Source organism: Mesorhizobium sp. M1088 (assembly GCF_040318575.1).
Lineage (GTDB): Bacteria > Pseudomonadota > Alphaproteobacteria > Rhizobiales > Rhizobiaceae > Mesorhizobium.
Genome location: NZ_JAMYMO010000006.1, coordinates 212,482 through 237,012 on the forward strand (window position 1 = coordinate 212,482; position 24,531 = coordinate 237,012).

The 24,531-nt window shown below is 64.3% G+C and carries 20 protein-coding genes and 1 pseudogene; 11 read left to right on the forward strand and 10 right to left on the reverse strand.

The window, feature by feature from the left end; genetic code table 11:
* Positions 1-18 precede the first annotated feature (18 nt).
* Complete coding sequence (locus NKH49_RS10625; protein WP_084642633.1) at positions 19-819, forward strand: ParA family protein; 801 nt, start codon at positions 19-21, stop codon at positions 817-819.
* 40 nt (positions 820-859) lie between these two features.
* Complete coding sequence (locus NKH49_RS10630) at positions 860-1,741, forward strand: ParB/RepB/Spo0J family partition protein (protein ID WP_352614674.1); 882 nt, start codon at positions 860-862, stop codon at positions 1,739-1,741.
* A 224-nt stretch (positions 1,742-1,965) separates the two neighbouring features.
* Here the strand turns inward: NKH49_RS10630 and holA are convergent, their stop codons facing one another.
* Positions 1,966-3,012 carry a DNA polymerase III subunit delta gene (gene holA, locus NKH49_RS10635; protein WP_352614672.1) on the reverse strand — a complete coding sequence of 349 codons (1,047 nt, stop codon included), beginning with the start codon at positions 3,010-3,012 and terminating at the stop codon, positions 1,966-1,968.
* Positions 3,013-3,441: 429 nt separating this feature from the next.
* Here holA and NKH49_RS10640 point away from each other — a divergent pair, with 429 nt between their 5' ends.
* From NKH49_RS10640 to lpdA, 4 genes are all read left to right on the forward strand, one after another.
* Positions 3,442-4,674, forward strand: a complete 1,233-nt coding sequence (locus tag NKH49_RS10640; protein WP_254817940.1) for a 3-methyl-2-oxobutanoate dehydrogenase (2-methylpropanoyl-transferring) subunit alpha — start codon at positions 3,442-3,444, stop codon at positions 4,672-4,674.
* A gap of 2 nt (positions 4,675-4,676) precedes the next feature.
* Positions 4,677-5,690 (forward strand): alpha-ketoacid dehydrogenase subunit beta, encoded by a 1,014-nt coding sequence (locus tag NKH49_RS10645; protein WP_352614670.1) that lies wholly within the window; start codon positions 4,677-4,679, stop codon positions 5,688-5,690.
* 10 nt (positions 5,691-5,700) lie between these two features.
* Positions 5,701-7,092, forward strand: a complete 1,392-nt coding sequence (locus NKH49_RS10650; RefSeq protein WP_352614668.1) for a dihydrolipoamide acetyltransferase family protein — start codon at positions 5,701-5,703, stop codon at positions 7,090-7,092.
* A 246-nt stretch (positions 7,093-7,338) separates the two neighbouring features.
* On the forward strand, positions 7,339-8,733 hold the full coding sequence (gene lpdA / locus NKH49_RS10655; RefSeq protein ID WP_352614784.1) for a dihydrolipoyl dehydrogenase: 1,395 nt from the start codon (positions 7,339-7,341) through the stop codon (positions 8,731-8,733).
* A gap of 162 nt (positions 8,734-8,895) precedes the next feature.
* Here the strand turns inward: lpdA and NKH49_RS10660 are convergent, their stop codons facing one another.
* Entirely contained in the window at positions 8,896-9,999 is a 1,104-nt protein-coding gene (locus NKH49_RS10660) for a saccharopine dehydrogenase family protein (protein ID WP_352614666.1), read from the reverse strand.
* Between the two features lie 123 nt (positions 10,000-10,122).
* Here NKH49_RS10660 and NKH49_RS10665 point away from each other — a divergent pair, with 123 nt between their 5' ends.
* The 3 genes from NKH49_RS10665 (at position 10,123) to NKH49_RS10675 (ending at position 12,512) form a co-directional block, all read left to right on the forward strand.
* On the forward strand, positions 10,123-10,551 hold the full coding sequence (locus tag NKH49_RS10665; RefSeq protein WP_352474012.1) for an Lrp/AsnC family transcriptional regulator: 429 nt from the start codon (positions 10,123-10,125) through the stop codon (positions 10,549-10,551).
* A 343-nt stretch (positions 10,552-10,894) separates the two neighbouring features.
* A complete protein-coding gene (locus tag NKH49_RS10670; protein ID WP_023675940.1) occupies positions 10,895-11,260 on the forward strand; it encodes a RidA family protein in 366 nt (121 codons plus the stop codon).
* A gap of 22 nt (positions 11,261-11,282) precedes the next feature.
* A complete protein-coding gene (locus NKH49_RS10675; protein ID WP_352614663.1) occupies positions 11,283-12,512 on the forward strand; it encodes an amidohydrolase/deacetylase family metallohydrolase in 1,230 nt (409 codons plus the stop codon).
* Between the two features lie 155 nt (positions 12,513-12,667).
* Here NKH49_RS10675 and NKH49_RS10680 read toward each other — a convergent pair whose 3' ends face one another.
* The 6 genes from NKH49_RS10680 to NKH49_RS10705 form a co-directional block, all read right to left on the reverse strand.
* Positions 12,668-14,449: an NAD(P)-binding domain-containing protein gene (locus tag NKH49_RS10680; protein ID WP_352926026.1), complete on the reverse strand. Its 1,782-nt coding sequence runs from the start codon at positions 14,447-14,449 to the stop codon at positions 12,668-12,670.
* 139 nt (positions 14,450-14,588) lie between these two features.
* Positions 14,589-16,622, reverse strand: a complete 2,034-nt coding sequence (locus NKH49_RS10685; protein WP_352614659.1) for an aldo/keto reductase — start codon at positions 16,620-16,622, stop codon at positions 14,589-14,591.
* Positions 16,623-16,678: 56 nt separating this feature from the next.
* Positions 16,679-17,776, reverse strand: a complete 1,098-nt coding sequence (locus NKH49_RS10690) for an ABC transporter ATP-binding protein (protein ID WP_023675944.1) — start codon at positions 17,774-17,776, stop codon at positions 16,679-16,681.
* Between the two features lie 8 nt (positions 17,777-17,784).
* Positions 17,785-18,636 carry a carbohydrate ABC transporter permease gene (locus tag NKH49_RS10695; protein ID WP_023675945.1) on the reverse strand — a complete coding sequence of 284 codons (852 nt, stop codon included), beginning with the start codon at positions 18,634-18,636 and terminating at the stop codon, positions 17,785-17,787.
* Entirely contained in the window at positions 18,633-19,493 is an 861-nt protein-coding gene (locus tag NKH49_RS10700) for a carbohydrate ABC transporter permease (protein WP_254817930.1), read from the reverse strand. Before NKH49_RS10700 ends, NKH49_RS10695 begins: the two co-directional genes overlap by 4 nt.
* A 205-nt stretch (positions 19,494-19,698) precedes the next feature.
* Positions 19,699-20,970, reverse strand: coding sequence for an extracellular solute-binding protein (locus tag NKH49_RS10705; RefSeq protein ID WP_023675947.1), 1,272 nt, complete (start codon positions 20,968-20,970; stop codon positions 19,699-19,701).
* Positions 20,971-21,076: 106 nt separating this feature from the next.
* Here NKH49_RS10705 and NKH49_RS10710 point away from each other — a divergent pair, with 106 nt between their 5' ends.
* On the forward strand, positions 21,077-21,949 hold the full coding sequence (locus tag NKH49_RS10710) for a helix-turn-helix domain-containing protein (protein WP_352541929.1): 873 nt from the start codon (positions 21,077-21,079) through the stop codon (positions 21,947-21,949).
* 9 nt (positions 21,950-21,958) lie between these two features.
* On the opposite strand, the gene NKH49_RS10715 is transcribed toward NKH49_RS10710, so the two are convergent.
* Both NKH49_RS10715 and NKH49_RS10720 read right to left on the reverse strand, forming a co-directional pair.
* A complete protein-coding gene (locus NKH49_RS10715) occupies positions 21,959-23,197 on the reverse strand; it encodes a M24 family metallopeptidase (RefSeq protein WP_352614656.1) in 1,239 nt (412 codons plus the stop codon).
* A gap of 187 nt (positions 23,198-23,384) precedes the next feature.
* On the reverse strand, positions 23,385-23,723 hold the full coding sequence (locus tag NKH49_RS10720; RefSeq protein ID WP_023675950.1) for a hypothetical protein: 339 nt from the start codon (positions 23,721-23,723) through the stop codon (positions 23,385-23,387).
* 401 nt (positions 23,724-24,124) lie between these two features.
* Between NKH49_RS10720 and NKH49_RS10725 the strand changes: the two are divergent.
* A pseudogene (locus tag NKH49_RS10725) lies at positions 24,125-24,429 on the forward strand (ferritin-like domain-containing protein); the annotation flags it as partial.
* Positions 24,430-24,531: the final 102 nt, after the last annotated feature.

Below are 24,531 nucleotides of genomic sequence, written 5' to 3' on the forward strand. Positions count from 1 at the left end.
AATTTCTGGCATAGACCCATGATGAAGAACGGCCCCCGAATCATCACCGTCGCCAACCAGAAGGGCGGCGTCGGCAAGACGACGACCGCCATCAATCTGGCCACCGCGCTGGCGGCCATAGGCGAACAGGTGCTGATCGTCGATCTCGACCCGCAGGGCAACGCCAGCACCGGGCTTGGCATCGACCGGCGCGACCGCACCGTCTCGTCCTATGATGTGCTGACCGGCGAGCTGGATCTCGAAGCGGCGGCGATCCCGACGGCGGTGCCTGGCCTGTCGATCGTACCGTCGACGCTCGACCTACTCGGCATCGAGATGGAAATCGCCTCGGCGCCGGATCGGGTGCTGCGGCTGCGCAACGCTCTGCGGGCTTCGGCTGAGCGCTCGGCCAATTTCGGCTATGTGCTGATCGACTGCCCGCCGTCGCTCAACCTGCTGACACTGAATTCGATGGCTGCGGCCGATTCGGTGCTGGTGCCGCTGCAGTGCGAGTTTTTCGCGCTGGAGGGCCTGAGCCAGCTTTTGGAGACGGTCGAGCAGGTGCGCCGCTCGATCAACCCCGACCTGACGATCCAGGGCATCGTGCTGACCATGTTCGACGGGCGCAACAATCTCGCCAACCAGGTGGTGCAGGATGTGCGGGCGCATATGGGCGACAAGGTCTATGAAACCGTCATCCCGCGCAATGTCCGCGTTTCCGAGGCGCCGTCCTATGGCAAGCCGGCGATTCTCTACGACCTCAAATGCTCGGGCAGCCAGGCCTATCTGCAGCTTGCTTCGGAAGTCATCCGCCGCGAGCGCAAATTGCGTGCTGCCTGAACAATAAGCCGATTCGACACCGAAACGATCTGGACGGACGATGAACGAAGACCCTTCGAGGAAAAGACTGGGACGAGGACTGGCGGCGCTGATCGGCGAAATCGATCGCCCGGCGGCACCGGAAAAGCCCGGGCTGGCGGCCGACGGCAAGGTGCCGATCGAGTTCCTCAGCCCTAACCCGAAAAACCCGCGCCGGCATTTTGGCGACGCCGACCTGACCGACCTCGCCCAGTCCATCCGCGAACATGGCGTGGTGCAGCCGGTGGTGGCGCGGCCGTCGAAAACCCAGCCGGGCCGCTACGAGATCATCGCCGGCGAGCGACGCTGGCGCGCGGCGCAACGCGCCGGGCTGACCGAAATCCCGATTATCGTGCGCGACGTCGACGATCGCACGGCGCTCGAACTGGCGATCATCGAAAACGTCCAGCGCACCGACCTCAACCCGGTCGAGGAGGCGCTCGGCTACCAGCAGCTGATCGACGACCATGGCTATACCCAGGCCGATCTCGGCCAGGTGATCGGCAAGAGCCGCAGCCATGTCGCCAATACGCTGAGGCTACTCAAGCTGCCCGACGTCATCCGCGACATGCTGGTCGACGGGGCGCTCTCTGCCGGCCACGCCCGTACCCTGGTGACGGCCAACGACCCGGCCGGGCTTGCCAAGCGGATCATCGACGAGGGGCTTTCGGTGCGCCAGGCCGAGGCGCTGGCGCAAATGCCGGTCGGCGCGCCGGCGGCAAAGCGCCAGCCCGCGCCCCCGCCGCAAAAGGATGCCGACACACTGGCGCTGGAGCGGCTGATGACCAGCACGATCGGCATGATCGTCACGATCGAGCACAACCAGCGCGGCGGCGTGATCAGCGTCGCCTACCGGACGCTGGAGCAGCTCGACGAGCTTTGTCGAAGGCTGAAGCGGGAGTAGGTAGGTTGCTAAAATTAGCCGGCAAAGAACGTTTTGCTGCCGCGCGGTGATTGGCGAAATCGTCGAAGTAGTTAATCTCCTTGAGGGGGAGACGGCCGGCAGGCCAGAAGGGGTCGTCAAATTTCAAGCGCCCACGTCCTCTGTCTTCGCGGAAGGGGCTGGTGTTTTACGCGCTGTGACCCCCTCTGTCGCCTTTGGCGACATCTCCCCCTCAAGGGGGAAGATCAGGTGCGCTGCGCCAGCCTTGCGCTCTCTACTGCGATGCCGAGCAGGGCCTGGCGTGCCAGCGCGACCGACAGATCCGGCCGCCGGCGTGTCTGCAGCACCGCCGTCTGCAGGCGGTTGAGGGCGCGGCCGAGCGCCTCGCTGCTCCAGCGTTCGAGGGCTTTCTCGACCAGCTTGCGCCTGGAGAAAAACACCGGCGGGCGCGCCGCGGCAACGACCGAAGCGGCATTGCGGCCGCCGGCGTCCATCAGGCCGCGCATCGCCTGGATCGCCTGCAACTGCCGCATCGCCGATGAAAGTACCAGAAAGGGCTGGCCGCCGGACTGGCAATGGCGGGTGAAGGCGGTGTCGAAGTCGGCGATCCTGCCTTCGAGCAGGGCGTCGACGGCCGCATCGAAGGAGAGGCCGGACACATCGCCGGATGTCGCCTTGACGTCGTCGAGGCCGATTTCGGCCTGGCCATGCGCATAAAGCACCAGCTTTTCGATTTCACCGCGCGAGGCCAGCCGGTCGCCGCCGAGATTGCGGCGCAGCGCCTGCCGCGCTTCCAGTGTCATCGACATGCCGGCCTTGCGCAGTTCGTCGTCGATGACCGTATCGATATCCCTGGCCTCATCGGCGTAGCAAGGCAATGCCATGGCATTGTCCGCCGCCTCCACCACGGCGCGCAGGCCGACGCCCTTCTTCAGGTCGCCGGCCTCGATGAGGATGATGGCGTCCCGCGCGGGCTCCGACGTCAGCGCCTTGACGTCATCGGCAAGCGCCTTCTGAGCGCCGGCGTTGCGCACCCATAGCAGGCGCCGCTCCGAAAACATCGGCACGGTGCGCGCCTCGTCGAGCAGACGGCCCTCGTCGCGATCGACTTCCGATCCGTCCAGCCTGACGACCGAGAACGGATCGTCGAGCGGCAGGCCGGTCTTGCCGGCAAAGGCCTTTGCCCGCTCGGCAACCAGCCCGCGATCGGGACCGTAAAGCAGCACGATCGAGACGCGCGGATCCGGCTTCGCGAGCCATGCATCGACCTCGTATGCTTTCTTTTGTGCCATGGGCGCTGATTAGCATGACGCGGGCGCGGGGTGAACGGCGCCGCCCTCCTTTCCTTCTCCCCCTTGTGGGAGAAGGTGGATTGGCGCGCAGCGCCAAGACGGTTGAGGGGTGCTGGACGGAGCACTGTTGGTGCCAAGCTGGAACACCCCTCATCCGACCGAGCTTCGCTCGGCCACCTTCTCCCACAAGGGGAGAAGGAGGTGCTCGCGCCGCCCAACCCGACGCATTGCCTTATCTGGCGGGAAACCCGCGCAATCATCTCCCAAATTGCGCGCCGGCGCGGAAGATCGACAAGAAATTTCGCCGACATATCTCCATCCTGTCTGCCGCGGGCAGCAGCCAGCGGCAGCGAAGCCTCGCCCGACGAATTGGCACTGGTCTGGCGGTGTGCAAGTATCCTGGCCGGGCAACAGTGGAGGACCGAGATCATGGCCGATGCCGGAATGCTGCGCTTCCATGTTCCGGAACCGGAAGTGCGGCCGGGCGGGACGCCGGATTTCTCCAATGTGAGCATTCCAAAAGCTGGCTCGGTGCCGCGCCCGAAGATCGACGTCGACCCGCGCGACATCCGCGATCTGGCCTTCTCGATCATCCGCGTGCTCAACCGCGCCGGCGAGGCGGTCGGGCCGTGGGCAGGGCTGCTTTCGGACGACGAGTTGCTGGAGGGGCTGCGCCATATGATGACGCTGCGCAGCTTCGATGCGCGCATGCAGATGGCGCAGCGCCAGGGCAAGACCTCTTTCTACATGCAGCATCTCGGCGAAGAGGCAGTGAGCTGCGCCTTCCGCAAGGCGCTGTCGCGCGGCGACATGAATTTTCCGACCTATCGGCAGGCCGGCCTGCTCATCGCCGACGGCTACCCGATGGTCACGATGATGAACCAGATCTATTCGAACGAGGCCGATCCGCTGAAAGGGCGGCAATTGCCGATCATGTATTCATCGAAGGAGCACGGCTTCTTCTCGATCTCCGGCAACCTGGCGACGCAGTACATCCAGGCGGTCGGCTGGGCGATGGCCTCGGCAATCAGCAATGATTCAAAGATCGCCGCCGCCTGGATCGGCGACGGCTCGACTGCCGAATCCGACTTCCATTCGGCGCTGGTGTTTGCCTCGACCTACAAGGCGCCGGTCGTGCTCAACGTCGTCAACAACCAGTGGGCGATCTCGACCTTCCAGGGCATCGCCCGCGGCGGCTCCGGTACTTTTGCCGCCCGTGGGCTCGGCTTCGGTATTCCGTCGCTGCGCGTCGACGGCAACGACTATCTCGCCGTCCATGCGGTGGCCAAATGGGCGGCGGAACGGGCGCGCAGCAATCTCGGGCCGACGCTGGTCGAATACGTCACTTACCGCGTCGGCGCCCATTCGAGCTCCGACGACCCGTCGGCCTACCGGCCGAAGGCCGAGTCCGATGCCTGGCCGCTCGGCGACCCGATCGTCAGGCTGAAGAACCATCTCATCCAGCGCGGCGTCTGGTCGGACGAACGCCACGCCCAGGCCGAGGCGGAAATCCTTGACACGGTGATTTCGGCGCAGCGGGAGGCCGAGCGCCATGGCACCCTGCATGCCGGCGGCAAGCCCTCGGCGCGCGACATGTTCGAGGGCGTCTATGCCGAGATGCCGCCGCATCTCAGGCGCCAGCGCCAACAGGCAGGGGTCTGACCATGCCGCGGCGGACCATGATCGAGGCGATCCGCGACGCCATGGACGTGTCGATGGCGCGCGACAGCCAAGTCATCGTGTTCGGCGAGGATGTCGGCTTCTTCGGCGGCGTCTTCCGCTGCACGCAAGGCCTGCAGGCGAAATACGGCAAGAGCCGCTGCTTCGATGCGCCGATCAGCGAATCCGGCATTGTCGGCGCGGCCATCGGCATGGCCGCCTACGGGCTGAAGCCTTGCGTCGAGGTGCAGTTTGCCGACTATGTTTATCCAGCCTATGACCAGATCGTCTCGGAAGCGGCGCGGCTGCGCTACCGGTCGAACGGCGATTTCACCTGCCCGATCGTCGTGAGAATGCCGACCGGCGGCGGCATTTTCGGCGGCCAGACCCACAGCCAGAGCCCGGAGGCGCTGTTCACCCACGTCTCCGGCCTGAAAGTCGTGGTGCCCTCGAACCCGCATGACGCCAAGGGCTTGCTGATCGCGGCGATCGAGGATCCGGACCCGGTGATCTTCCTGGAGCCGAAGCGGCTTTATAACGGCCCATTCGACGGTCATCATGAGCGGCCGGTAACGCCATGGTCGAAACATGAGCTCGGCGAGGTTGCCGACGGCCATTACACGGTGCCGCTCGGCAAGGCGGTGATCCGACGGCCGGGTGCGGCAGTCACCGTGCTTGCCTATGGCACGATGGTCTATGTCGCCCAGGCGGCAGCCGAGGAGACCGGCATCGATGCCGAGATCATAGATCTGAGGACACTGCTGCCGCTCGATCTCGAGACGATCGTCGCATCGGTCAACAAGACCGGGCGCTGCGTCATCGTGCACGAGGCGACGCTGACATCGGGGTTCGGCGCCGAACTTTCGGCGCTGGTTCAGGAGAGCTGCTTCTACCATCTGGAAGCGCCGGTGGCGCGGGTCACCGGCTGGGACACGCCCTATCCGCATGCGCAGGAGTGGGACTATTTTCCCGGTCCTGCCCGGCTAGGCCGCGCGCTGGTCGAAACGATGGAAGCCTGAAGAGGGAACGATGGGCGAATATGTCATCAAGCTGCCCGATGTCGGCGAAGGCGTCGCCGAGGCCGAGCTCGTCGAATGGCAGGTCAAGGTCGGCGATCTCGTGCGCGAGGACGCCGTGCTTGCCGCTGTCATGACCGACAAGGCGACGGTCGAAATTCCGTCGCCCGTCGATGGCGAGATCGTCTGGTTGGGCGCCGAGATCGGCGACACGGTGGCGATCGGCTCGCCGATTGTCAGGTTGAAGGTGGCCGGCGAGGGAAATGTGAACGCAGGCGCGAAATCGGCGGAGGGTGAGGCGGCACCTACCCCCACCCCTAGCCCCTCCCCACAAGGGGGAGGGGGACGAGCTTCGGCCGCCAAAGCCGAAGCCAGGTCCAGCTCGCCCTTGGTCGGGCATGTGCCAAGAACCGAGGGCGCACGAACGGCGGATACGGAGTCCCCCTCCCCCTTGTGGGGAGGGGTTAGGGGTGGGGGTACTGCGCCGGCTTTCGGGGGTATAGCGCCGGTCGGTGCGCCGCGCCCCGAGGGAGAAAAGCCACTGGCCTCGCCGGCCGTCCGCCTCAGGGCGAAAGAGGCCGGCATCGACCTTCGGCAGGTCCCGGGAACCGGCCCGGCCGGCCGCATCCGGCACGAGGACATCGACGCCTTCCTGGCACGCGGACCGCAGCTCGCGAAGGCCCCTGGCCTCGCCCGCAACGAGGCGGTCGAGGACATCAAGATAGTCGGGCTCAGGCGAAAGATCGCCGAGAAGATGACGCTGGCCAAGTCGCGCATCCCGCATATCACCTATGTCGAGGAGATCGACGTCACCGCGCTCGAGGATTTGCGCGCCGCGCTCAACAAGGAGAAGCGGCCGGGCGCAGACAGGCCGAAGCTGACGCTGCTGCCGTTCCTGATGCGGGCGATGGTCAAGGCAATCGCCGACCAGCCCAATGTCAACGCACTGTTCGACGACGAAGCCGGCATCGTCCACCAGCATGGCGGCGTCCACATCGGCATCGCCGCGCAGACGGCTTCCGGGCTGATGGTGCCGGTGGTCAAGCACGCCGAGGCGCGCGACATCTGGGACTCTGCAGCCGAGGTTGTCAGGCTGGCCGAGGCGGCAAAATCCGGCACGGCGACGCGCGACGAGCTCTCGGGCTCGACCATCACCATCACTTCGCTGGGCGCCATGGGCGGCGTGGCGACGACGCCGGTGATCAATCATCCGGAAGTGGCGATCGTCGGCGTCAACAAGATGATGGTGCGGCCGGTATGGGACGGCAGCCAGTTCATCCCGCGCAAGATGATGAACCTGTCCTCCAGCTTCGACCACCGCGTCATCGACGGCTGGGACGCGGCGGTGTTTATCCAGCGGATCAAGACGCTGCTGGAGACGCCGGCGCTGATTTTTGTGGACTGAGGAGATGAACAGAGGATCGCAGGGGCGCGGGATGAGAGCAGTAGCGATCCTTCGCGCCCCCCTCTGCCCTACCGGGCATCTCCCCCTCAAGGGGGGAGATCGGACGTCATCCCGCCTTTCGCCAATCTCCAGCTTTGCAGGACTAAGCCGAACGCGAAAGCTGCCAATCTCCCCCCTCGAGGGGGAGATGTCCGGCAGGACAGAGGGGGGTGCTGCCCCGCCGGCTCGTCGAACTAAGGTGCAATGATGAAGGAAATCTCCTGCAAGCTGCTGGTCATCGGCGCCGGTCCGGGCGGCTATGTCTGTGCCATCCGCGCCGGGCAGCTGGGCATCGACACAGTGATCGTCGAGGCAGGCAGACCGGGCGGCACTTGCCTCAATGTCGGCTGCATCCCGTCAAAGGCGCTGATCCATGCAGCCGAAGAGTTCGAAAAGCTCTCGCACATGGCCGGCGGCAAAAGCCCACTCGGCATAACGGTCGCGGCACCGTCGCTTGATCTCGCGGCGACCATTGCCTGGAAAGACGGCATCGTTAGCCGGCTGAACAACGGCGTCGCCGGCCTGCTGAAGAAAGCTGGCGTGAAGACGGTGCATGGCTGGGCGACATTTCGCGACGGCAAGACCGTTGCCGTCGAGACCGAGATCGGCATGCAGGTGATCCGCGCCGAAACGGTGGTGATAGCGACCGGCTCGGCGCCGGTCGAGCTGCCATCGCTGCCGTTCGGCGGTCCGGTCATTTCGTCGACCGAGGCGCTGGCGCTGAGCGAAGTTCCGGAGAGGCTGGCGGTGGTCGGCGGCGGTTATATCGGGCTGGAACTCGGCATCGCCTTTGCCAAGCTGGGCGCCAAGGTGACCGTGGTCGAGGCGTTGCCGCGCGTGCTGGCGCAATATGATGCGGAACTGACCCGGCCGGTGGTGAAGCGGCTGGCCGAACTCGGCATCGAGGTGCTCGTGAACGCCAAGGCCAAGGGGCTGTCCACTAAGCGCGACGCGCTGCTGGTCGAGACGAATGGCGGCAAGAACGGCAAGATCGCTGCCGACAAGGTGCTGGTCACGGTCGGTCGCAAGCCGGTAACTGAAGGCTGGGGGTTGGAGCAGATCGACCTCGACATGGCCGGACCCTTCATCCGCATCGACGACCAGTGCCGCAGCTCGATGCGCGGCCTCTTTGCCATTGGCGACGTCACCGGCGAGCCGATGCTGGCGCATCGGGCCATGGCGCAAGGCGAAATGGTCGCCGAGATCGTCGCCGGCCACAAGCGCAGCTGGGACAGACGAGCGATCCCGGCTGTCTGTTTCACCGATCCGGAGCTGGTCACCGCAGGCCTGTCGCCGGAGGAGGCCAAGACCCGTGGCGAGATCAGGGTCGGACTGTTTCCCTTCACCGCCAATGGCCGGGCGATGACGAAGTTGGGCGAGGACGGATTCGTCCGGGTAGTGGCGCGGGCGGACAACCATCTGGTGCTTGGCATCCAGGCCGTCGGCCAGGGCGTGTCGGAACTGTCGACGGCGTTTGGGCTGGCGCTGGAGATGGGCGCGACGCTGGAGGACATCGCCGGGACGATCCATGCCCATCCGACACAGGGCGAGGGTTTTCCGGAAGCGGCGCTGAAGGCGCTGGGGCACGCACTGCATGTCTGATGGCTCGCGCTCTCCCCCCTTGAGGGGGAGATGGCCGGCAGGCCAGAGGGGGTCGGTTCGACTGGATGCGACCTCCCTTGCGACAGATGGAGGTTGGCGCTCTACGCGAGGCGACCCCCTCTGTCGGCGACATCTCCCCCTCGAGGGGGGAGATTACGCAGCTCACCCTGCAAGCCGGCTAACCATTTCGTGCTGCGCATAGGCGCGGCCGAAGCGGTTGGCCAGGAAGGCGTCGAGGGCGATGTCCTCCTGCTTGATGAAGCCCCTGGCCGGCAAGGTGCCGTCGGCGAGCATGTCGAGCACCGCGCAGATGGCGGAGGCGGTGGTGATCTGGATGGCGCTGCGCACCATTTCGCCGTCGCGCCTGGCGTAGATCTTGTTGGCGTAGGTTTCCTGAAGCAGTCGGCCGTTCTTGCGGCCGCTGACGGTAACGAAGACTATGACGACGTCCTGCAGCGTCGCCGGCAGGGCGCTTTCGAAAATGTCCTTCAGCACGTCGCGGCGGTGGCGCAGGCCGAGGTCGTTGAGCAGCGCCTTCATGATCGCCGCATGGCCGGGATAGCGGATGGTGCGGTAGTTCAGCGTGCGCACTCTGCCCTTCAGCGTTTCGGCCAGCGTGCCCAGCCCGCCCGAGGTGTTGAACGCCTCATAGGTGACGCCGTCGAGCGAGAATTCTTCACGCTCCTCGAGCGGCGGCACTTCGATCAGCTCGCCTTCGACGATCGCCTCGCAAGGCTCGCAATATTCGTTGATGACGCCGTCGGTGCTCCAGGTCAGATTGTAGTTCAGCGCATTCGACGGGTACTGGGGCAGCGCGCCGACCCGCATGCGCACGCTTTCCAGCGTGTCGAAGCGGCTGGCGAGATCGTTGGCAACGATCGAGATGAAGCCCGGCGCCAAGCCGCATTGCGGGATGAAGGCTCTGCTGCCGGAACGAGCCAGTTCCTTGACCCGCCTGGTGCTGACGACGTCCTCGGTCAGATCGAGATAGTGCACGCCGGCGCTGGCCGCCGCCTCCGCGATGCGCGTGGTCAGATGGAAAGGCGCGGCGCTGAGCACCGCGAATTTGCCGGCCAAGGCCGCTTCGAGTGTGCCGGCGGCCTCGATGTCGAGTTCCAGCGTCTCGACCGTTTCAGACAGTTCGGCCGCGCCGAGCTGCGCCGCCGAGCGGTCGATGAGCGTGACATGGTAGTCGCCCGTGGAAGCCAGCATCTCGGCAATGGTCGAGCCGATCTTGCCGGCGCCGACGACGATGATTTCCTTCATGACCGATCCCTCGCACCAATGCTAAATTCACGGTTAGAATCGCAGCTTGCCTGTCGAAAGGAAGCGTGAGATTGTACGAAACGCAGCCTCTCTTTGGGCAAGATGCCGGTAAGGTGCGTCGGAATGCTCAGCGATGCCGACCAGGCTCTGCTTTCCCTGCTGCGCACCAATGCGCGCGCCTCGACCGCCGAACTGGCACGGCGGCTCGGCGTCTCACGAACGACGGTGCAAAGCCGGATCGAGCGGCTGGAACAGCGCGGCATCATCGCCGGCTATGGGGTCAGGCTGTCGCCGGATTACGAGCAGGGGCTGGTCAGGGCGCATGTCCTGCTCACCGTCACCCCCAAGCTTGCCGACAAGGTGGTGCGCAGCCTGCAGGCGCTGGCACCGGTTCGCACGCTGCATTCGGTCAGCGGCAATTTCGACATGATCGTCATCGTCGAGGCGCCGTCGATCAGGGATCTCGACACGCTTCTCGACCAGATCGGCGCCATGGACGGAGTCGAGCGCACGTCGTCGTCGATCATCCTGTCGACGCGGATCGACCGCTGAGCGGGCTGGTGTCGCGGGTCCAGACGCTGGCGGGACAGCGCCCCCCTCTGCCCTGCCGGGCATCTCCCCCTCCAGGGGGGAGATTGGATGTCACCGCGGCTTTCGCCAATCTCCAAGGTGGCTGAATGGATGCTATCGGCGAAGCTGCCGATCTCCCCACTAGAGGGGGAGGATGTCCGGCAGGACAGAGGGGGGCGCGAAGGATCACCAAGGGCGGTGATCGTTCTGGCGTTACCGCAGCAAAGCGATATAGGCTTTCAAAATGTGGATCGATGGCGTGCAGCCGCCCCCTATCTCTCGCAGCATCGCGCGTTCACCCAAAGAACCTAGACAGGAGACCTCCTTGCCCAAGCAGTGTTTTGGAAAATCCCATGTGCCGTTGTCGCCGGCGGTCAGGGCCGGCGACTTCGTCTATGTCTCAGGCCAGGTGCCGGTCGGCACAGACGGGCTGGTGGTCAAGGGCGGCATCGCCGAACAGACCGAGCAGGTGCTGTCGAACGTCAAGGCGGCACTGGCGCTGGCCGGCTGTACCCTCGACGACGTAGTCAAGACGACGGTCTGGCTCGAAGACGCCCGCGATTTCGGCATCTTCAACACCGTCTATGCCAGGCATTTCCCGAAAGACCCGCCGGCGCGCACGACAGTGGAGTCGCGGCTGATGATCGACATCAAGATCGAGGTCGAGGCCGTTGCCTACAGGCCGGCCTGACGGGAAAGTGGAGACAGGCGCGATGCAATTCGATCTCCTGATAAAAGGCGGCCGCCTCATCGATCCGGCGTCCGGCCTCGACGCGCAGCGCGATCTGGCGATTGCCGACGGCCGTATCGCCGCGATCGACACCGAAATCCCCTTCGAACGTGCCGCCCGCGTCATCGATGCCACGGGCTCGATCGTCGCGCCGGGCCTGATCGACCTGCACAGCCATGTCTATTGGGGCGGCACGTCGCTCGGCGTCGATGCCGACCGGCTCGCCGCAAAGAGCGGCACCACCACCTTCATCGATGCCGGAAGTGCCGGCGCCGGCAATTTCCTCGGCTTTCGCCGCCACGTCATCGAGCGCTCGAAAGTCCGTATTCTGGCTTACGTCAACATTTCCTTTGCCGGCATATTCGGCTTCTCGCAGACCGTGGCGGTCGGCGAGTGCAGCGACCTCCGGCTCTGCGAACCGCGCGAGACGGTAGCGGCGGCTCGCGAGCACGCGGACGTGGTTGTCGGCATCAAGGTCCGCTCGGGTCGCCATGCCGGCGGCACCAGCGGCATCGCGCCGGTCGATCTCGCGCTCGAAGCCGCCGACAAAGCCGGCCTGCCGCTGATGGCGCACATAGACGAGCCGCCGCCGGGCCGCTCGGAAGTGCTGCCGCGGTTGCGCAAGGGCGACATCCTCACCCACTGCTTCCGGCCGTTTCCCAACGCGCCGGTCTTCGCCTCGGGGGCGGTGCGGCCAGATATGCGGCTGGCGCGCGAGCGCGGCGTCATCTTCGATATCGGCCACGGCATGGGCTCGTTCGATTTCGAAGTGGCGAAAGCGATGCTCGGCGAGGGGCTGGCGCCGGACGTGATCAGCAGCGACGTGCATCTCTACTGCGTCGACGGGCCGGCCTTCGACATTCTGGTGTGCATGTCGAAGCTGCTGGCGCTCGGCATGCCGCTGGTCGAGGTGCTGCGCGCCGCGACACAGCGGCCGGCCGAAGCGATCGCCAGGCCCGATCTCGGCAGGCTGGCGGTGGGTGCGGTCGGCGACATCGCGGTGCTGCGGCTGCGTCCGGGCCGCTTCACCTTTGTCGATTCGGTCGGCGCCTCGCTGGTCGCCGAGCAACGGCTGGTCTCGGACGGAATCGTGGTCGGCGGCAGCTGGTGGCCGAACGAGGCGGTGGACGATCTCGGCGAAACCGAGCGTTTCGAAGCGCATGCGCACGACACGCATGTCGAGGTGGCGAGCCGGCATTTCGGGCGTGGGTGATCTCCCCCCTTGAGGGGGAGATGTCGCCGAAGGCGACAGAGGGGGTCGGTTCGACCGGGCTCGTCTTCCTGCAACGGATGGAGGCTGGCGCTCGACGCGCGGCGACCCCCTCTGGCCTGCCGGCCATCTCCTCCTCAAGGGGGGAGATCACAGCTTCACCGCCCCGCCGCTCCATAAACCGGCGTCGCAATGCCTTCCATCCTCGCCTTGATCTGCAGCGCGACGTACTTCGAATAGAAGCGCGACAGCGCCAGATTGCCGCCGTGGAACCACAGCGCTTCCTGTGCCGTCGGCTTCCACATGTTGCGCAATTCGCCTTGCCATGGACCCGGGTCGCCTTTCACGCCCGAGCCAATCCCCCAGCACGGGCCGACCTTGTTGGCGACTTCGCGCGAGACGATCGCCGCCACCGTTTCGTTCATCGAGAGATAGCCGGTGCAGGCGATGATTGCGTCGGCCGCCAGTTCGGTGCCGTCGTCGAAGAGGATGCCTGTCTGCGTCAGCGACTTGATCCCGACGCCGCTGCGGATGCCGATCTCGCCGTCGATGATCAGGTCGCAAGCGCCGACATCGATGTAGAAGCCCGAGCCGGTGCGGTAGGCCTTCATCAGGAGCCCGGTCTCGTCGTCGCCGAAATCGATGGCGAAGCCGGCGCCGCGCAAACGATCGTAGAAGGCCGCGTCGCGCGCCTTGATGATGTCGTAAAGCGCCCGCTGGCCTTGCGGCAGCAGCGCGAACGGCGTCGAGGCGACAATCATGTCGGCCTTCTCGGTGGTGATGCCGCGGGCCAGCGCCTTTTCCGAAAAGATCTCGAAACCGATCTCCATCAGCGTGTCCGACTTGACCACCGTCGTCGGCGAGCGCTGGACCATCGTCACCTCGGCGCCGCTCTCCCAGAGGTCGACGCTGACGTCATGGCCGGAACTTGCGGCGCCGATGACGGCGACCTTTTTGCCGCGGAATTTCTCGCCGCTGGAATACTGGCTGGAATGCAGGATCTCGCCGTTGAAGCCATCGGCACCCGGCAGGTCGATGCGCCTGGGCGGGCCATAGGCGCCGGTCGCAAAGACGATATGCTTCGGCTTTAGCGTGATGCGCTCGCCGGCGCGATCGAGTTCGACCGTCCAGACCCTTTCGGTCTCGTCATAGGACGCGCTCACGCATGTCGTGGAGGTCCAGTAGTTGAGCTCCATGACGCGCGTATACATCTCCAGCCAGTCGCCCATCTTGTCCTTGGGCGTGAACACGGGCCAGTTCTCGGGAAACGGTATGTAGGGCAGATGGTCGTACCAGACCGGGTCGTGCAGCACGAGCGAGCGGTAGCGATTGCGCCAGGAATCGCCGGCCTGAGCGTTCTTCTCGATGACTATGGCCGGCACGGCCAATTGCCGGAGCCGGGCGCCCAGCATGATGCCGCCCTGGCCGCCGCCGATGACCAGGCAATAAGGCTGCTGGCCGGCGCCGAGTTCACGCGTCTCGCGCGCCCTCGCCTCCAGCCAGGTCTCGCGCTCCGGATCGGCCTTGTGGCGGACACCCAGCGGCCGCGCCGGGCCCTTGCGCTCCTCAAACCCCTTGAGATCGCTCATCGCGGTAAACAGTGTCCGGCATTTGCCGTCCCTGAGGCGCATGATGCCTTGGCCCCACGCCGATGACGTCTCGAAAGAAAACCAGGCTTCGATCGTGCCTTCGTCCGAAGTCGCTTCGCCGCTGAGCTGCCACCGGGCAGGTTTTGTCGTTGCCAGCGTCGCCGCCAGCATGTCGCGGATCGCGACGCGGCCCTCCATCGTCCTGACGTTCCAGGTGAAGGTCAAGAGATCGCGCCAGTAGCAGTCCTCGACGAACAAATTGGTTGCCGCCTCGACGTCGCCGGCCTCGAGCGCCCGGGCAAAGGAATCGAGCCAGGTGGCAGCCTGTTTCGTCGGTGCGATGTCGAGCATCTGTCTTGCCTAACTTCCAGTGGCCTTTGCGCTGACCTCATTCTTACCCTTTCCCGGTTCTTTGCGGGAGAGGGTAAGGGCCGTGCAAACAGTCCGGAAGCTAAGGGCGCAGCGTAGGCCGAAGCGACTGCCGCTGCCGTCAGGCCCGCGCGCGGGCCTGATCCGAACCGCTATCCAGCCATGCGAGATCGTCCGGCGAAAGTGAGATGTCGAGCGCCTGGAGGCTGTCTTCCAACTCGTCGAGCGTGCGCGGCCCGATCAGCGGGACGGACGGAAACGGCTGCGCCAGCACATAGGCGAGCGCGACGTGGATCGGGCTTTTGCCCAGCCGTTTGGCGAGCTCGATGGCGCGGTCGCGACGGCCGAAATTCCTCTCCGAATACCAGACCCGGACCAGCTCCTCATTATCGCGCCGGTCGCGCCCGGCGCGGTCGGTGAAGAAGCCGCGGCCCTGGCTCGACCAGGCGAAATTCGGCATCTGCCGGGCGGCGAGCCAGGCCTTCCATTCGTCGCTGGAGGAGGTGACGCAGCCTGCCCAGATCGGCTCCAGCATCTCGGCCAGCGAGAAATTGTTGGAAAGCGCGCCGGGCTTCTGCTTGCCGGTGCGCTCGGCATAGGCAATCGCCTTGTCCATGCGGTCCATCGTCCAGTTCGAGCCGCCGAACGGACCGCGAATGCGGCCGGCCTTGACCTCGCGGTCCATCGCATCGACGAACTCGTCGACCGGCACGTCCGGATTGTCGCGGTGCATGAAATAGACGTCGATATGGTCGGTCTGCAGCCGTTCGAGCGACTGGGTGAGCTGCTTGCCGATGACGTCGGGATAGCAGAGCGGCGAGTGCGCGCCCTTGCCGATGACCACCGACTGCTCGCGCACGCCGCGGTTCTTCAGCCACTGGCCGAGCAGCGTCTCGGTATAGCCGGAGCCGTAGACGAAGGCGGTGTCGAACAGATTGCCGCCGGCCTCGAAATAGGCATCGAGCAGGATGGCGCCCGACGAAAAGGTGCGGAAATCCTCGAAGCCGAGCGCCAGGCACGAGGCCGGCCGCGGCAGGCCCGGAATGCTGCGCTTGGGGATGGCGGTTCCGCCGGAGCGCAGCTTCCGTCCGGAGATCGTGTTGACGCGCTTTGCTGGTTTCTCGATGTCGTATTCGAGCCCGATCGCGGCCCGCCATTTATCGAGCACGCGCAGATTGCCAAGACTGTCGGCCCAGCCCATGCCGGGCCAGGCGAACTCCTGCATTCCGCCGAGAATGGCCTCGCCGGCGGCGTCGACCTCAAATGCGTACAGCCAGCCGTCCTCCGTGACCTCGACCACCTCGGTGTCACCCGGACGGATGATGCGGATTTCGCCGGTGCCGCCTTGCTGGCCGCTGGCATACCAGAAATCCGCCACCTCGATGCGGCCTTTGCTGCCGACAATACGCAAGACATTGTCCTGAGCGAGCGAGATGCTGCAGGACACTTCCGCGACGATGCCGCCCGGAAAATGCAACAGCGCCGACGCCCATTCGTCGACGCCGGATTGGCCGAGATGCGCAGCGCCGACGACTTTGTCCGGCTCGGCGAAGGGCTTTCCCACTGCTGCGCCGGCAATCAGCCGCGCCATCGAGACGGGATAACCGCCGACATCGAGAATGCCGCCGCCGGCGAGATCCTTGGCGTAAAGCCGGTGCTCCGGCATGAAGCCCGGCATGGCGAAGCCGAAGCTGGATTTGATCATCTTGATGTCGCCGATCGCGCCGGCCCTGATCAGCTCGACCAGCTTGGCCGTCTGCGGATGCAGCCGGTACATGAAGGCTTCGCCGAGAAAGGTGCCGGCCTTGCGCGCGGCATGGATCATGGCGTCGGCTTCGAATGCGGTCAGGCCAAGCGGCTTTTCGCAAAGCACGTGCTTTCCGGCCTCGGCCGCCTTGATCGCCCATTCGGCATGGCTCGGATGCGGCGTCGAAATATAGATCGCGTCGACATCCGGATCGCCAACCAAAGCCTCGTAGCCGTCCAGGATGCGGGCGCCGGGGAAAGCCTCGGTGAGCCCCGCCTTGCCGGGATTGCGCGCCCCTAAGGCGACCAATGTGCCGGTGCGCGAATGGGCGACGCCCCCGGCAAAAGCCTTGGCGATGTTGCCGGGCCCGAGAATGCCCCAACGAACTTTTTCTGGTTTGGACGTCATGTCAAATCTCCGTGGGGTGGCCGCGAGCAATCGCGATCGGACAAAAGAAAGATGGGTTAGCGAATGCGTGCGCCGGTGGCGTCGAAGAGAAGCGAGCGGTCGGCTTTGATCGACACCACCAGGTCGTCGCCGTTCGCGCGATGCCGCGAGGCCTCGCGCTCGATGATCAGTTCCTCGCGTCCGCCCCCGGTACCGGAATTGGCATAGACATAGCTCACCGATCCCAAGTGCTCGGCGACGTCGGCCTTGAGGGTAAGGTCGCAATCGCCCTGGCCGGCGTCGAAGAAATGCTCCGGCCGCACGCCAAGCACAACGTCGCCGCCTGTTGCAGGCAAGGCATCCGAAAGCGGCTTGCGCAGTCGCGCGCCGCGATGATTGACCAGTTCGACGACCGCCGCACCGTTGTCGGCCCCGACCATTTTTGCCGCCAGGAAGTTCATTTTCGGAGAGCCGACGAAGCCGGCAACGAAGCGGTTGGCGGGGTCGTCGTAGAGATCGAGCGGCGCGCCGATCTGCTCGATATTGCCGGCGTTGAGCACGACGATCCTGTCGGCCAGCGTCATTGCCTCGGTCTGGTCGTGCGTCACATAGACCATGGTAACGCCGAGCTCCTTATGAAGGCGCGATATCTCGACGCGCATCTGCACCCGGAGCTCGGCATCGAGATTGCTGAGCGGTTCGTCGAACAGGAACACTTGCGGCTCACGCACGATGGCGCGGCCGATGGCGACGCGCTGGCGCTGGCCGCCCGACAATTGCCGCGGCCGCCGCTTCATCAGCTCGGCGATACGCAGGATTTCGGAAGCCCGCTTCACCCGCCGCTCGGTATCTGCCTTGGGGTTGCCGGTCATTCTCAGGCCGAAGCTCAGATTCTGCTCGACCGTCATGTGCGGATAGAGCGCGTAGGACTGGAACACCATGGCGATGCCGCGATCGGCCGCCTCGACGTCGTTCACCACCTTGCCACCAATGGCGATCTCGCCGTCGCTGATGTCCTCGAGTCCGGCGATCATCCGAAGCAGCGTGGACTTGCCGCAGCCGGAAGGGCCGACGAAGACGACGAATTCGCCGTCATCGATGTCGATATTGGCACCGTGGACGATCTCGAAGACGCCGAAGCGCTTGATGACGTTTTTGAGTGTGACTGCCGCCATGCTGATCCTTACTTGATGGCGCCGGCGGCGATGCCGGCAACGAAATGGCGCTGCAGAAGCACGAACACGACGAGCATTGGCGCCGTCAGCATCACCGCGCCCGCCATGATGCCGCCCCAGGACACCTTGGTGAGACCGATCAGCGTGCCGAGCGCCACGGGCGCGGTCATCGCGCCCGGCTTGGAATTGATCAGCAGCGGCCAGAGGTAGTTGTTCCAGGAGGCAAGGAAGAGGATGATGGCGAGCGCCGCCAGCATCGGCCGCGCCAGAGGCAGTGCGACGAACAGGAATATCCGCCATTCCTTGACGCCCTCGACCTTGGCGGCGTCGAACAGCTCGTGCGGCATCATCGAAAAACTCTGCCGCATGAAGAGCACGCCCAGCGAATTGAACAGCGGCGGCACGATCAGCGCCACCCAGGTGTTGGCGAGCTTGAAGTCGCGCGCCACCATGATGAATTGCGGGATCAGCACGACCGCATAGGGCAGCGTGATGGTGCCGAAGATGATGGCGACGACCATGCCCTTGCCGAAGAAGTTGTAACGCGCCAGCGCCCAGCCGGCCATCGAGGTCAGCATCACCGACAGGAAGGTATAGGTCACCGCCACCGAGACGGAGATGCCGATGGCGCCGATGAAATTGGTGCCGCGCTGCAGATTGCTGACATTGTCGAGGAAATTGCCATGCGGCAAAAGCTCGATATCGGGGCTGAAGATGCCGTTGTCGGGCATCGTCGAAAAAACCACCATCATCCACAGCGGAAACAGCCAGACCAGTGCCAGCGGCGTCAGGAACAGATGCAGCGCGATGCTGCGTCCCAATCTGGCCTGGGAGCGGCTGACTCTTGAGTGCGAGGTCATTTCGGTTCCCTCGTCAGCCATATCTGCACCAGCGAAATGGCAATCGCCAGCCCGGCCATGGTGTAGGCGACGGCCGAAGCGTAGCCGAAATTGAGCGACCGGAAGCCCTGGCGGTAAAGCAGCAGCCCGAGCGTTTCGGTGCCGCCGCCCGGCCCGCCGCGCTCGGTGATCAGGAAGGGCTCGGTGAACAGCTGCATGGTGCCAATGATCGACAGCACGGCGCAGAACACGATGATCGGCTTGAGCAGCGGCAGCGTGATGTAGAAGAACTGTTTGACCTTGCTGACCCGGTCCAGGGTCGCCGCCTCGTAGACATCCTCGGGAATCGACTGCAGGCCGGCGAGCAGGATGATGGCGTTGTAGCCGGCCCAGCGCCACGTCACCGCCATCATGATCACCGCCATCGCCGGGGTGACATTGGTAAACCAGTCGACACTGGGCAGGCCGATGCTGTTCAGCAATTTGTTGATGATGCCGTAGTCGAGATTGAACATCAGCCGGAAAACCGCCGAATAGGCGACCTCGCCGACCACGACCGGCGCGAAGAAGGCAAAGCGGAACAGGCCACGGGCCTTGAGCAGTGGCGAATTCAAAAGCACCGCCATCACAATCGCCAGCGAAATCATCACCGGGACCTGGATGACAAGGATCAGCAATGTGTTCTTCAAGGCATTGAAGAAGGCCGGATCGCCGATCAGCCGGCCCCAGTTGAAGGTCGGCGCGAAGCGCCACGGCACTGTGCGCGTCGCCTGGAACGAGATCAGGAAGGAATCGATGATCGGCCACAGCCAGAAGATCGAAAAAATCAGCAGATACGGCGCGAGAAAGCGATACGCCGTGGCGTTCTGGTAGCGCATCGTTTTCCTCCTTTCTGCTTTCAAGTTCTTGCCTTCTCCCCTTGTGGGAGAAGGTGGATCGGCGCGTAGCGCAGAGACGGTTGAGGGGTGATGGCCGGAGTGCCGCCGGCGCCAAGCTGGAGCACCCCTCATCCGTCGCCTTCGGCGATACCTTCTCCCACAAGGGGAGAAGGGGAGCCGCGCGCTCGGAGCCGCCTCGTCTAGATCACGACTTGACCGGCAGGCCGGTCGCCGCGGCGATCTGGCTTGCGGCATCGTCGAGCGCTGCCTTGGCGTCGGGATAGCCGCCGGCCAGATATTTGGTCTGCACCGCGCGGATGATGATTTCGGCGTCGCTCTGGAACGGCGTGCCGCGGCTGGGGACGACCTTGGGCAAGGTGCCGAGGATGTCCTTCCACACGGCTTGGCCACCCCAATAGGGCAGGCCTTCGGAGACATAAGGGTCGTTGAGCGCCGAGATCAGCGACGGCACCAGGCCGAAGCCTTTCAGCATGGTGATCTGGCCCTCATTCGTCGCAAGCGTGTATTTCAGATAGGCGTAGGCGGCTTCCTTGTTCTTCGACACCGAGGTGATGGCGAGCGAGGAGCCGCCGAGATTGGCGGCGCGCGGACCGTCGGCGGTCAGGCTCGGCATCAGATAGACGCCCCATTTGCCTGCCCCATCGGGCGATTCGGTGCGCACGGTGCCTTCATACCAGCCGCCATACATCTGCGTGGCGACCTTGCCGGCGGTGTTGTTGGTGATCTTGGTGCTCCAGTCGGCAGAGGAAATGATGCCGGCATCCTTCATCTCCTTGATCTTGGTCATGGCATCGACGCATTTGGGCTGGTTGACCGTGATCGATTGCCCGTCGGCGGAGAAGTAGGCGCAACCCTGCTCGTTGGAGATCATGCGGAAGAATTCGGAATCGCCGTTGAAATCGGCGTTGGTCATCGTGACGCCGGGATTGGCGGCCTGGATTTTCTTGGCGGCGGCGATGAAGTCGTCCCAGGTCTTGATCGAGGACGGATCGACGCCAGCCTTCTCGTAGAAGTCGCGGCGGTAGAACATCGCCACTGGACCGGAATCCCAGGGCATCGCATAGGCCTTGTCGTCAACCTCGAGCTCGGTACGCTTGAAGTCGGGGAATTTTGCCTGGTCTTCCGCGGTGTAGCCGAGCGTATGCAGGTCGACGAAGCAATCCGGGAACTGGCTCCAGTAGTTTTCGGCTTCGCCGTTCTCGATCGTAACGATGTCAGGCAGCCCCTCGCCGCCGGCGGCACAGCCGGCGATTGATTTGTCGTAGGTCGGCTGGTTGCCAAGGTCCTCGACCGTCACCTTGATGTCGGGATACTGCTTGTTGAAGCCCGCTATGGTGGCCTTCAGCGACGAAGCGGCGATATTCCAGCTCCAGATCGTGATTTCACCGGACTGCGCAAAGGCCGGGCTGGAGCCCAAGGCAAGCGCGAGCGCGGCGCAGGTCAATTTTATGCGCATTGAAATCCTCCCATTTCAGTTGCTCTCTGTTTGCGAGCGTGGCTAGACTAGGCCTCGGGAAAGCCTTGTCCGCGACAAAGGGAATAAGAAATGAGCGGAAAGTAAGATGCCGGAAAGGCCGTTTTACCAGCCTGGCGCCAGCAGCGTGGAGGGCCTGCCGCTGCTGCTGCAGATGTTCCACACCCAGCCCCTGGTGATGCTAAAGCCGCATTGGCACGCCCAGGTCGAGGTGAATTTCATCGTGCGTGGCGCCGTGCATTACCGCATGGATGGGCACGGGCTTTCACTTTCTGCGGGTGACATGTGCCTGTTCTGGGGCGGCCTGCCGCACCAGATGGACGAAGCGTCCGATGATGCCATCTATGCCGGCGCGCATTTGCCGCTGGTGCATTTCTTCCGGCTGCATTTGCCCGTCGATGTCCGCAACAGGCTGATGACCGGCGCGACGCTGGTGACCGACGCCACCGACCGGTCGGACGACCACAATTTCGAGCGCTGGAATCGCTATGCCCGCTCCGGCGACCCGGTCAAGGCCGAGCATGCCGTCAACGAGCTTTTGCTGCGGCTGGAGCGGGTGCGCTTCGAGCCTTACCGGCTGGTGCCCGAAACCCCGGTCGAACAGGAGATAGGCAGTCCCTTCGATCAGCAATCGCTGCGCAATGTCGGGCGCATGTGCGACTTCATCGCCGAGAATTTCCTCTACGAGATCGATTGCGTCGACATCGCCGCGGCGGCCGATATCCATCCCAAATACGCCATGAGCATATTCAAGAAATCGACCGGCATGACGCTCAATGAATATGTGAACTTGCTGCGCCTCAGCTACGCGCAGGCGCTGCTGATGCATCAGGATGCCAATGTGCTGCGCGTCGCCATGGAATCGGGCTTCGGCTCGCTCAGTGCCTTCAACAAGTCGTTCCGCAAGCTTTCCGGCATGTCGCCGTCGGATTTCCGCAGGGGCGTGGCCGGCGCCAGATAACGGCTGGATTCAAGCGATAATATCTAGGCGCCTCGGCAGGCGGTTCATCGGCGACGGCCCGTTGGCGGTGATCAGGAACTGGTCCTCGAGATTGAAGCTGGCGAGACCGTCGATGTAGAGCGGGATTTCGAATGCCAGCACCATGCCGGCCTCGATCACGACATTGCTGTCGGCCGAGATGAACGGCCATTGCTCGGAAAACACGGAATTGCCGACGCCGTGGCCGAAATGGCCGCGGCGATAGGAACGCAGGCCCTGGCGCGCCAGGCTTTCGCTGGCGGCGCGATGCACGGCGGCTAACGGCTTTCCGGGCATAAGCGCGGCAAGCCCGTCGGCGAAGGCGCGTTCGGCTATCGCATGCAATTCGGCCTGTTCGGGCGACGGCGGCCCGAAGGTGAAATTCCGCGACATATCCGAGGCATAGCCGTTCACGCTGGACACCATGTCGGCCTTCAGCGGATCGCCGGCGGCGGCGACGACGTCGGCGCCTTTTGGGCGAGCGCCCAGCGTGACGTATTCCGCCGTCGAGATTTGCTGCGACGACCCGGCGGCTGCATCCGCGACGCCTTGCCGGTAAAGCGCGACCAGCTCAGACTGACGCATGCCGGTCGTCGCATGCTGCTGCAGCCGCGACAGGCCGGCTTCCGACAGGGCGATGCCCTGCTGCAGAAGGTCGATCTCGCTCTGCGATTTGATTGCCCGCAGCCTGTCGAGAACCGGCGAGCCGTTGACCAGGGCAGTGCCCGGCAACATTGCCTGCATCGCGGAAAAATCGCTGGCCGAGACGAAATCCAGCTCGATGCCGAGCGTCGCACGCTCCAGCCCGAATTCTGCGAGGATCGTTTTCAGCTCGCGGACGGAGCGGGCAAGCTCGAAGGTCGCCGGACGTGAAAAACCGGGGGCGCGGCCAACCAGGCCGGCCTCGATGCGCTGCGCAACAGGCCGGTCGGCCGTCGCCGGCTCGAGCGACGCCGATTCGATCCAGATCGCATGCGTGCGCAGCACGGCGCCGGCCATCGCCGCCCGGAGCCGGGCAGCCTGGAAATCCGCCACCACGACGCCGAGCGGCAGGTCGCCTCGCTTGGGAATAACGACGAAACCGGCACCGGCCCGCCGGAACAGGCCGGCCGGGCCGATCCAGGCACCGGTGGCATATTGGAACGCCTCGGGCTCGCAAAGCACCAGCGCCTCGATGCCGGCGCGCTGCATCAGGTCAGTTGCGCGCTCGCGGTCGACAAAGCCGGCCATGGGATCTCCTCGAATGCACTCGAATCCGACGCCGATGCGGCGTCGTTTGGCCTTAGCGTAGCTTCAGTGCCGCCGTGGAGCAGCTTTTTTCTGGAAGCGCTGTTCACCTTGAGAGTTCGTCGTCGGGAAACGAAAAAGCCGCGGCGAACCACGGCTTTCAACGCGACAAGTGGTCTGTTTGGAATGCTTACTCGGTTTCGTCAGAGGTGTCGTCGGCAGTGTCTGCCGCGTCTTTCGCGGCCTTCCTGTCCAGCGCTGCCTGCAAGGCCAGCGTAGCCTGCGGTGAGGCCGGTGTCGTGGCAACGACCGCCATTGCATGAGCAACGCCGGTCGTCGACTTGTCCTTGGCCGCGGCGGAAGTGGCGGCTCCGTGTCCCTGCGAGCCGGCCCCGGCCGAGTTTCCGCCGTTACCGTTGCTGCCGCCATTGCCGTTGCCATTGCCATTGCCCCCGGGAGCAGCGAGTACCGGAGATGCGACAAGGGTGAGAGCGGCTACAGTCGCGAATAGACAGGTGCGCGTTTTCATAGTTCCTCCTTCGAGTCGCCCTCCCGCCAGGATGGGTTTCAGATGAAAAACGTCAGGACTTTCGAATCCGAAAGTCGGCTGTTACCTAGCTTTGTTCAAATACAGTATTCTACAAGACGGACCTTGGTCCGAAATCGATACGCAAAAGTCCTGGATTTTATCGACAGCGTACTTCGGACGACCGCAGCGGCGGGATTTTTGCTGCCGGCAGATCCGGCGCCGCTACAGCGCAGTGTGCGTCGGCTGACATCAGGCTAGGGTCGAGGAAACCTAGTTGCTCGACCATCGGTGAGATCATTCAAGGCGATTGAGAAACATTCCACATCTCCTGAAGTTGGGAGCGCAGGTGCGCTTTTGAGGTGCCAAAATGTTTGATGCCGGCGGGCTTTTGGGAGGAAGCCATGATCCGCGTCACGCCTGCATTTCGTGTTTCGCGCCGCCGCGCGTTGCAGTTTGGCCTGGGAGCAACGCTCGCTTCGGCCACCGGCCTTGCCCCGGTTTCCCGGGCCTATGCGCAGGATGAGGTCAAAGACGAAGACATTTTTTTCCGGTTCGCCCTCAATCTCGAATATATGCGGAAGCCGAATATTACCTGCGCGGTACAACCGGAAAAGGGATCGAAGACTCGGATACTGGCCCGAAGGCCGGCGCTGTCGTTGGCGGCAAACAGGTCAGCTTTGACACGCCTGCAATCGGCGAGTTCATGTGCCCATGGCGTCCAAAAAGCTAGTGAGTTCAATTGGCTCGCCCGAAAAGAGTCGAACTCCTGACCCTTAGATTCTGGTCTGAGAAGTCAAGATCTAGGCGG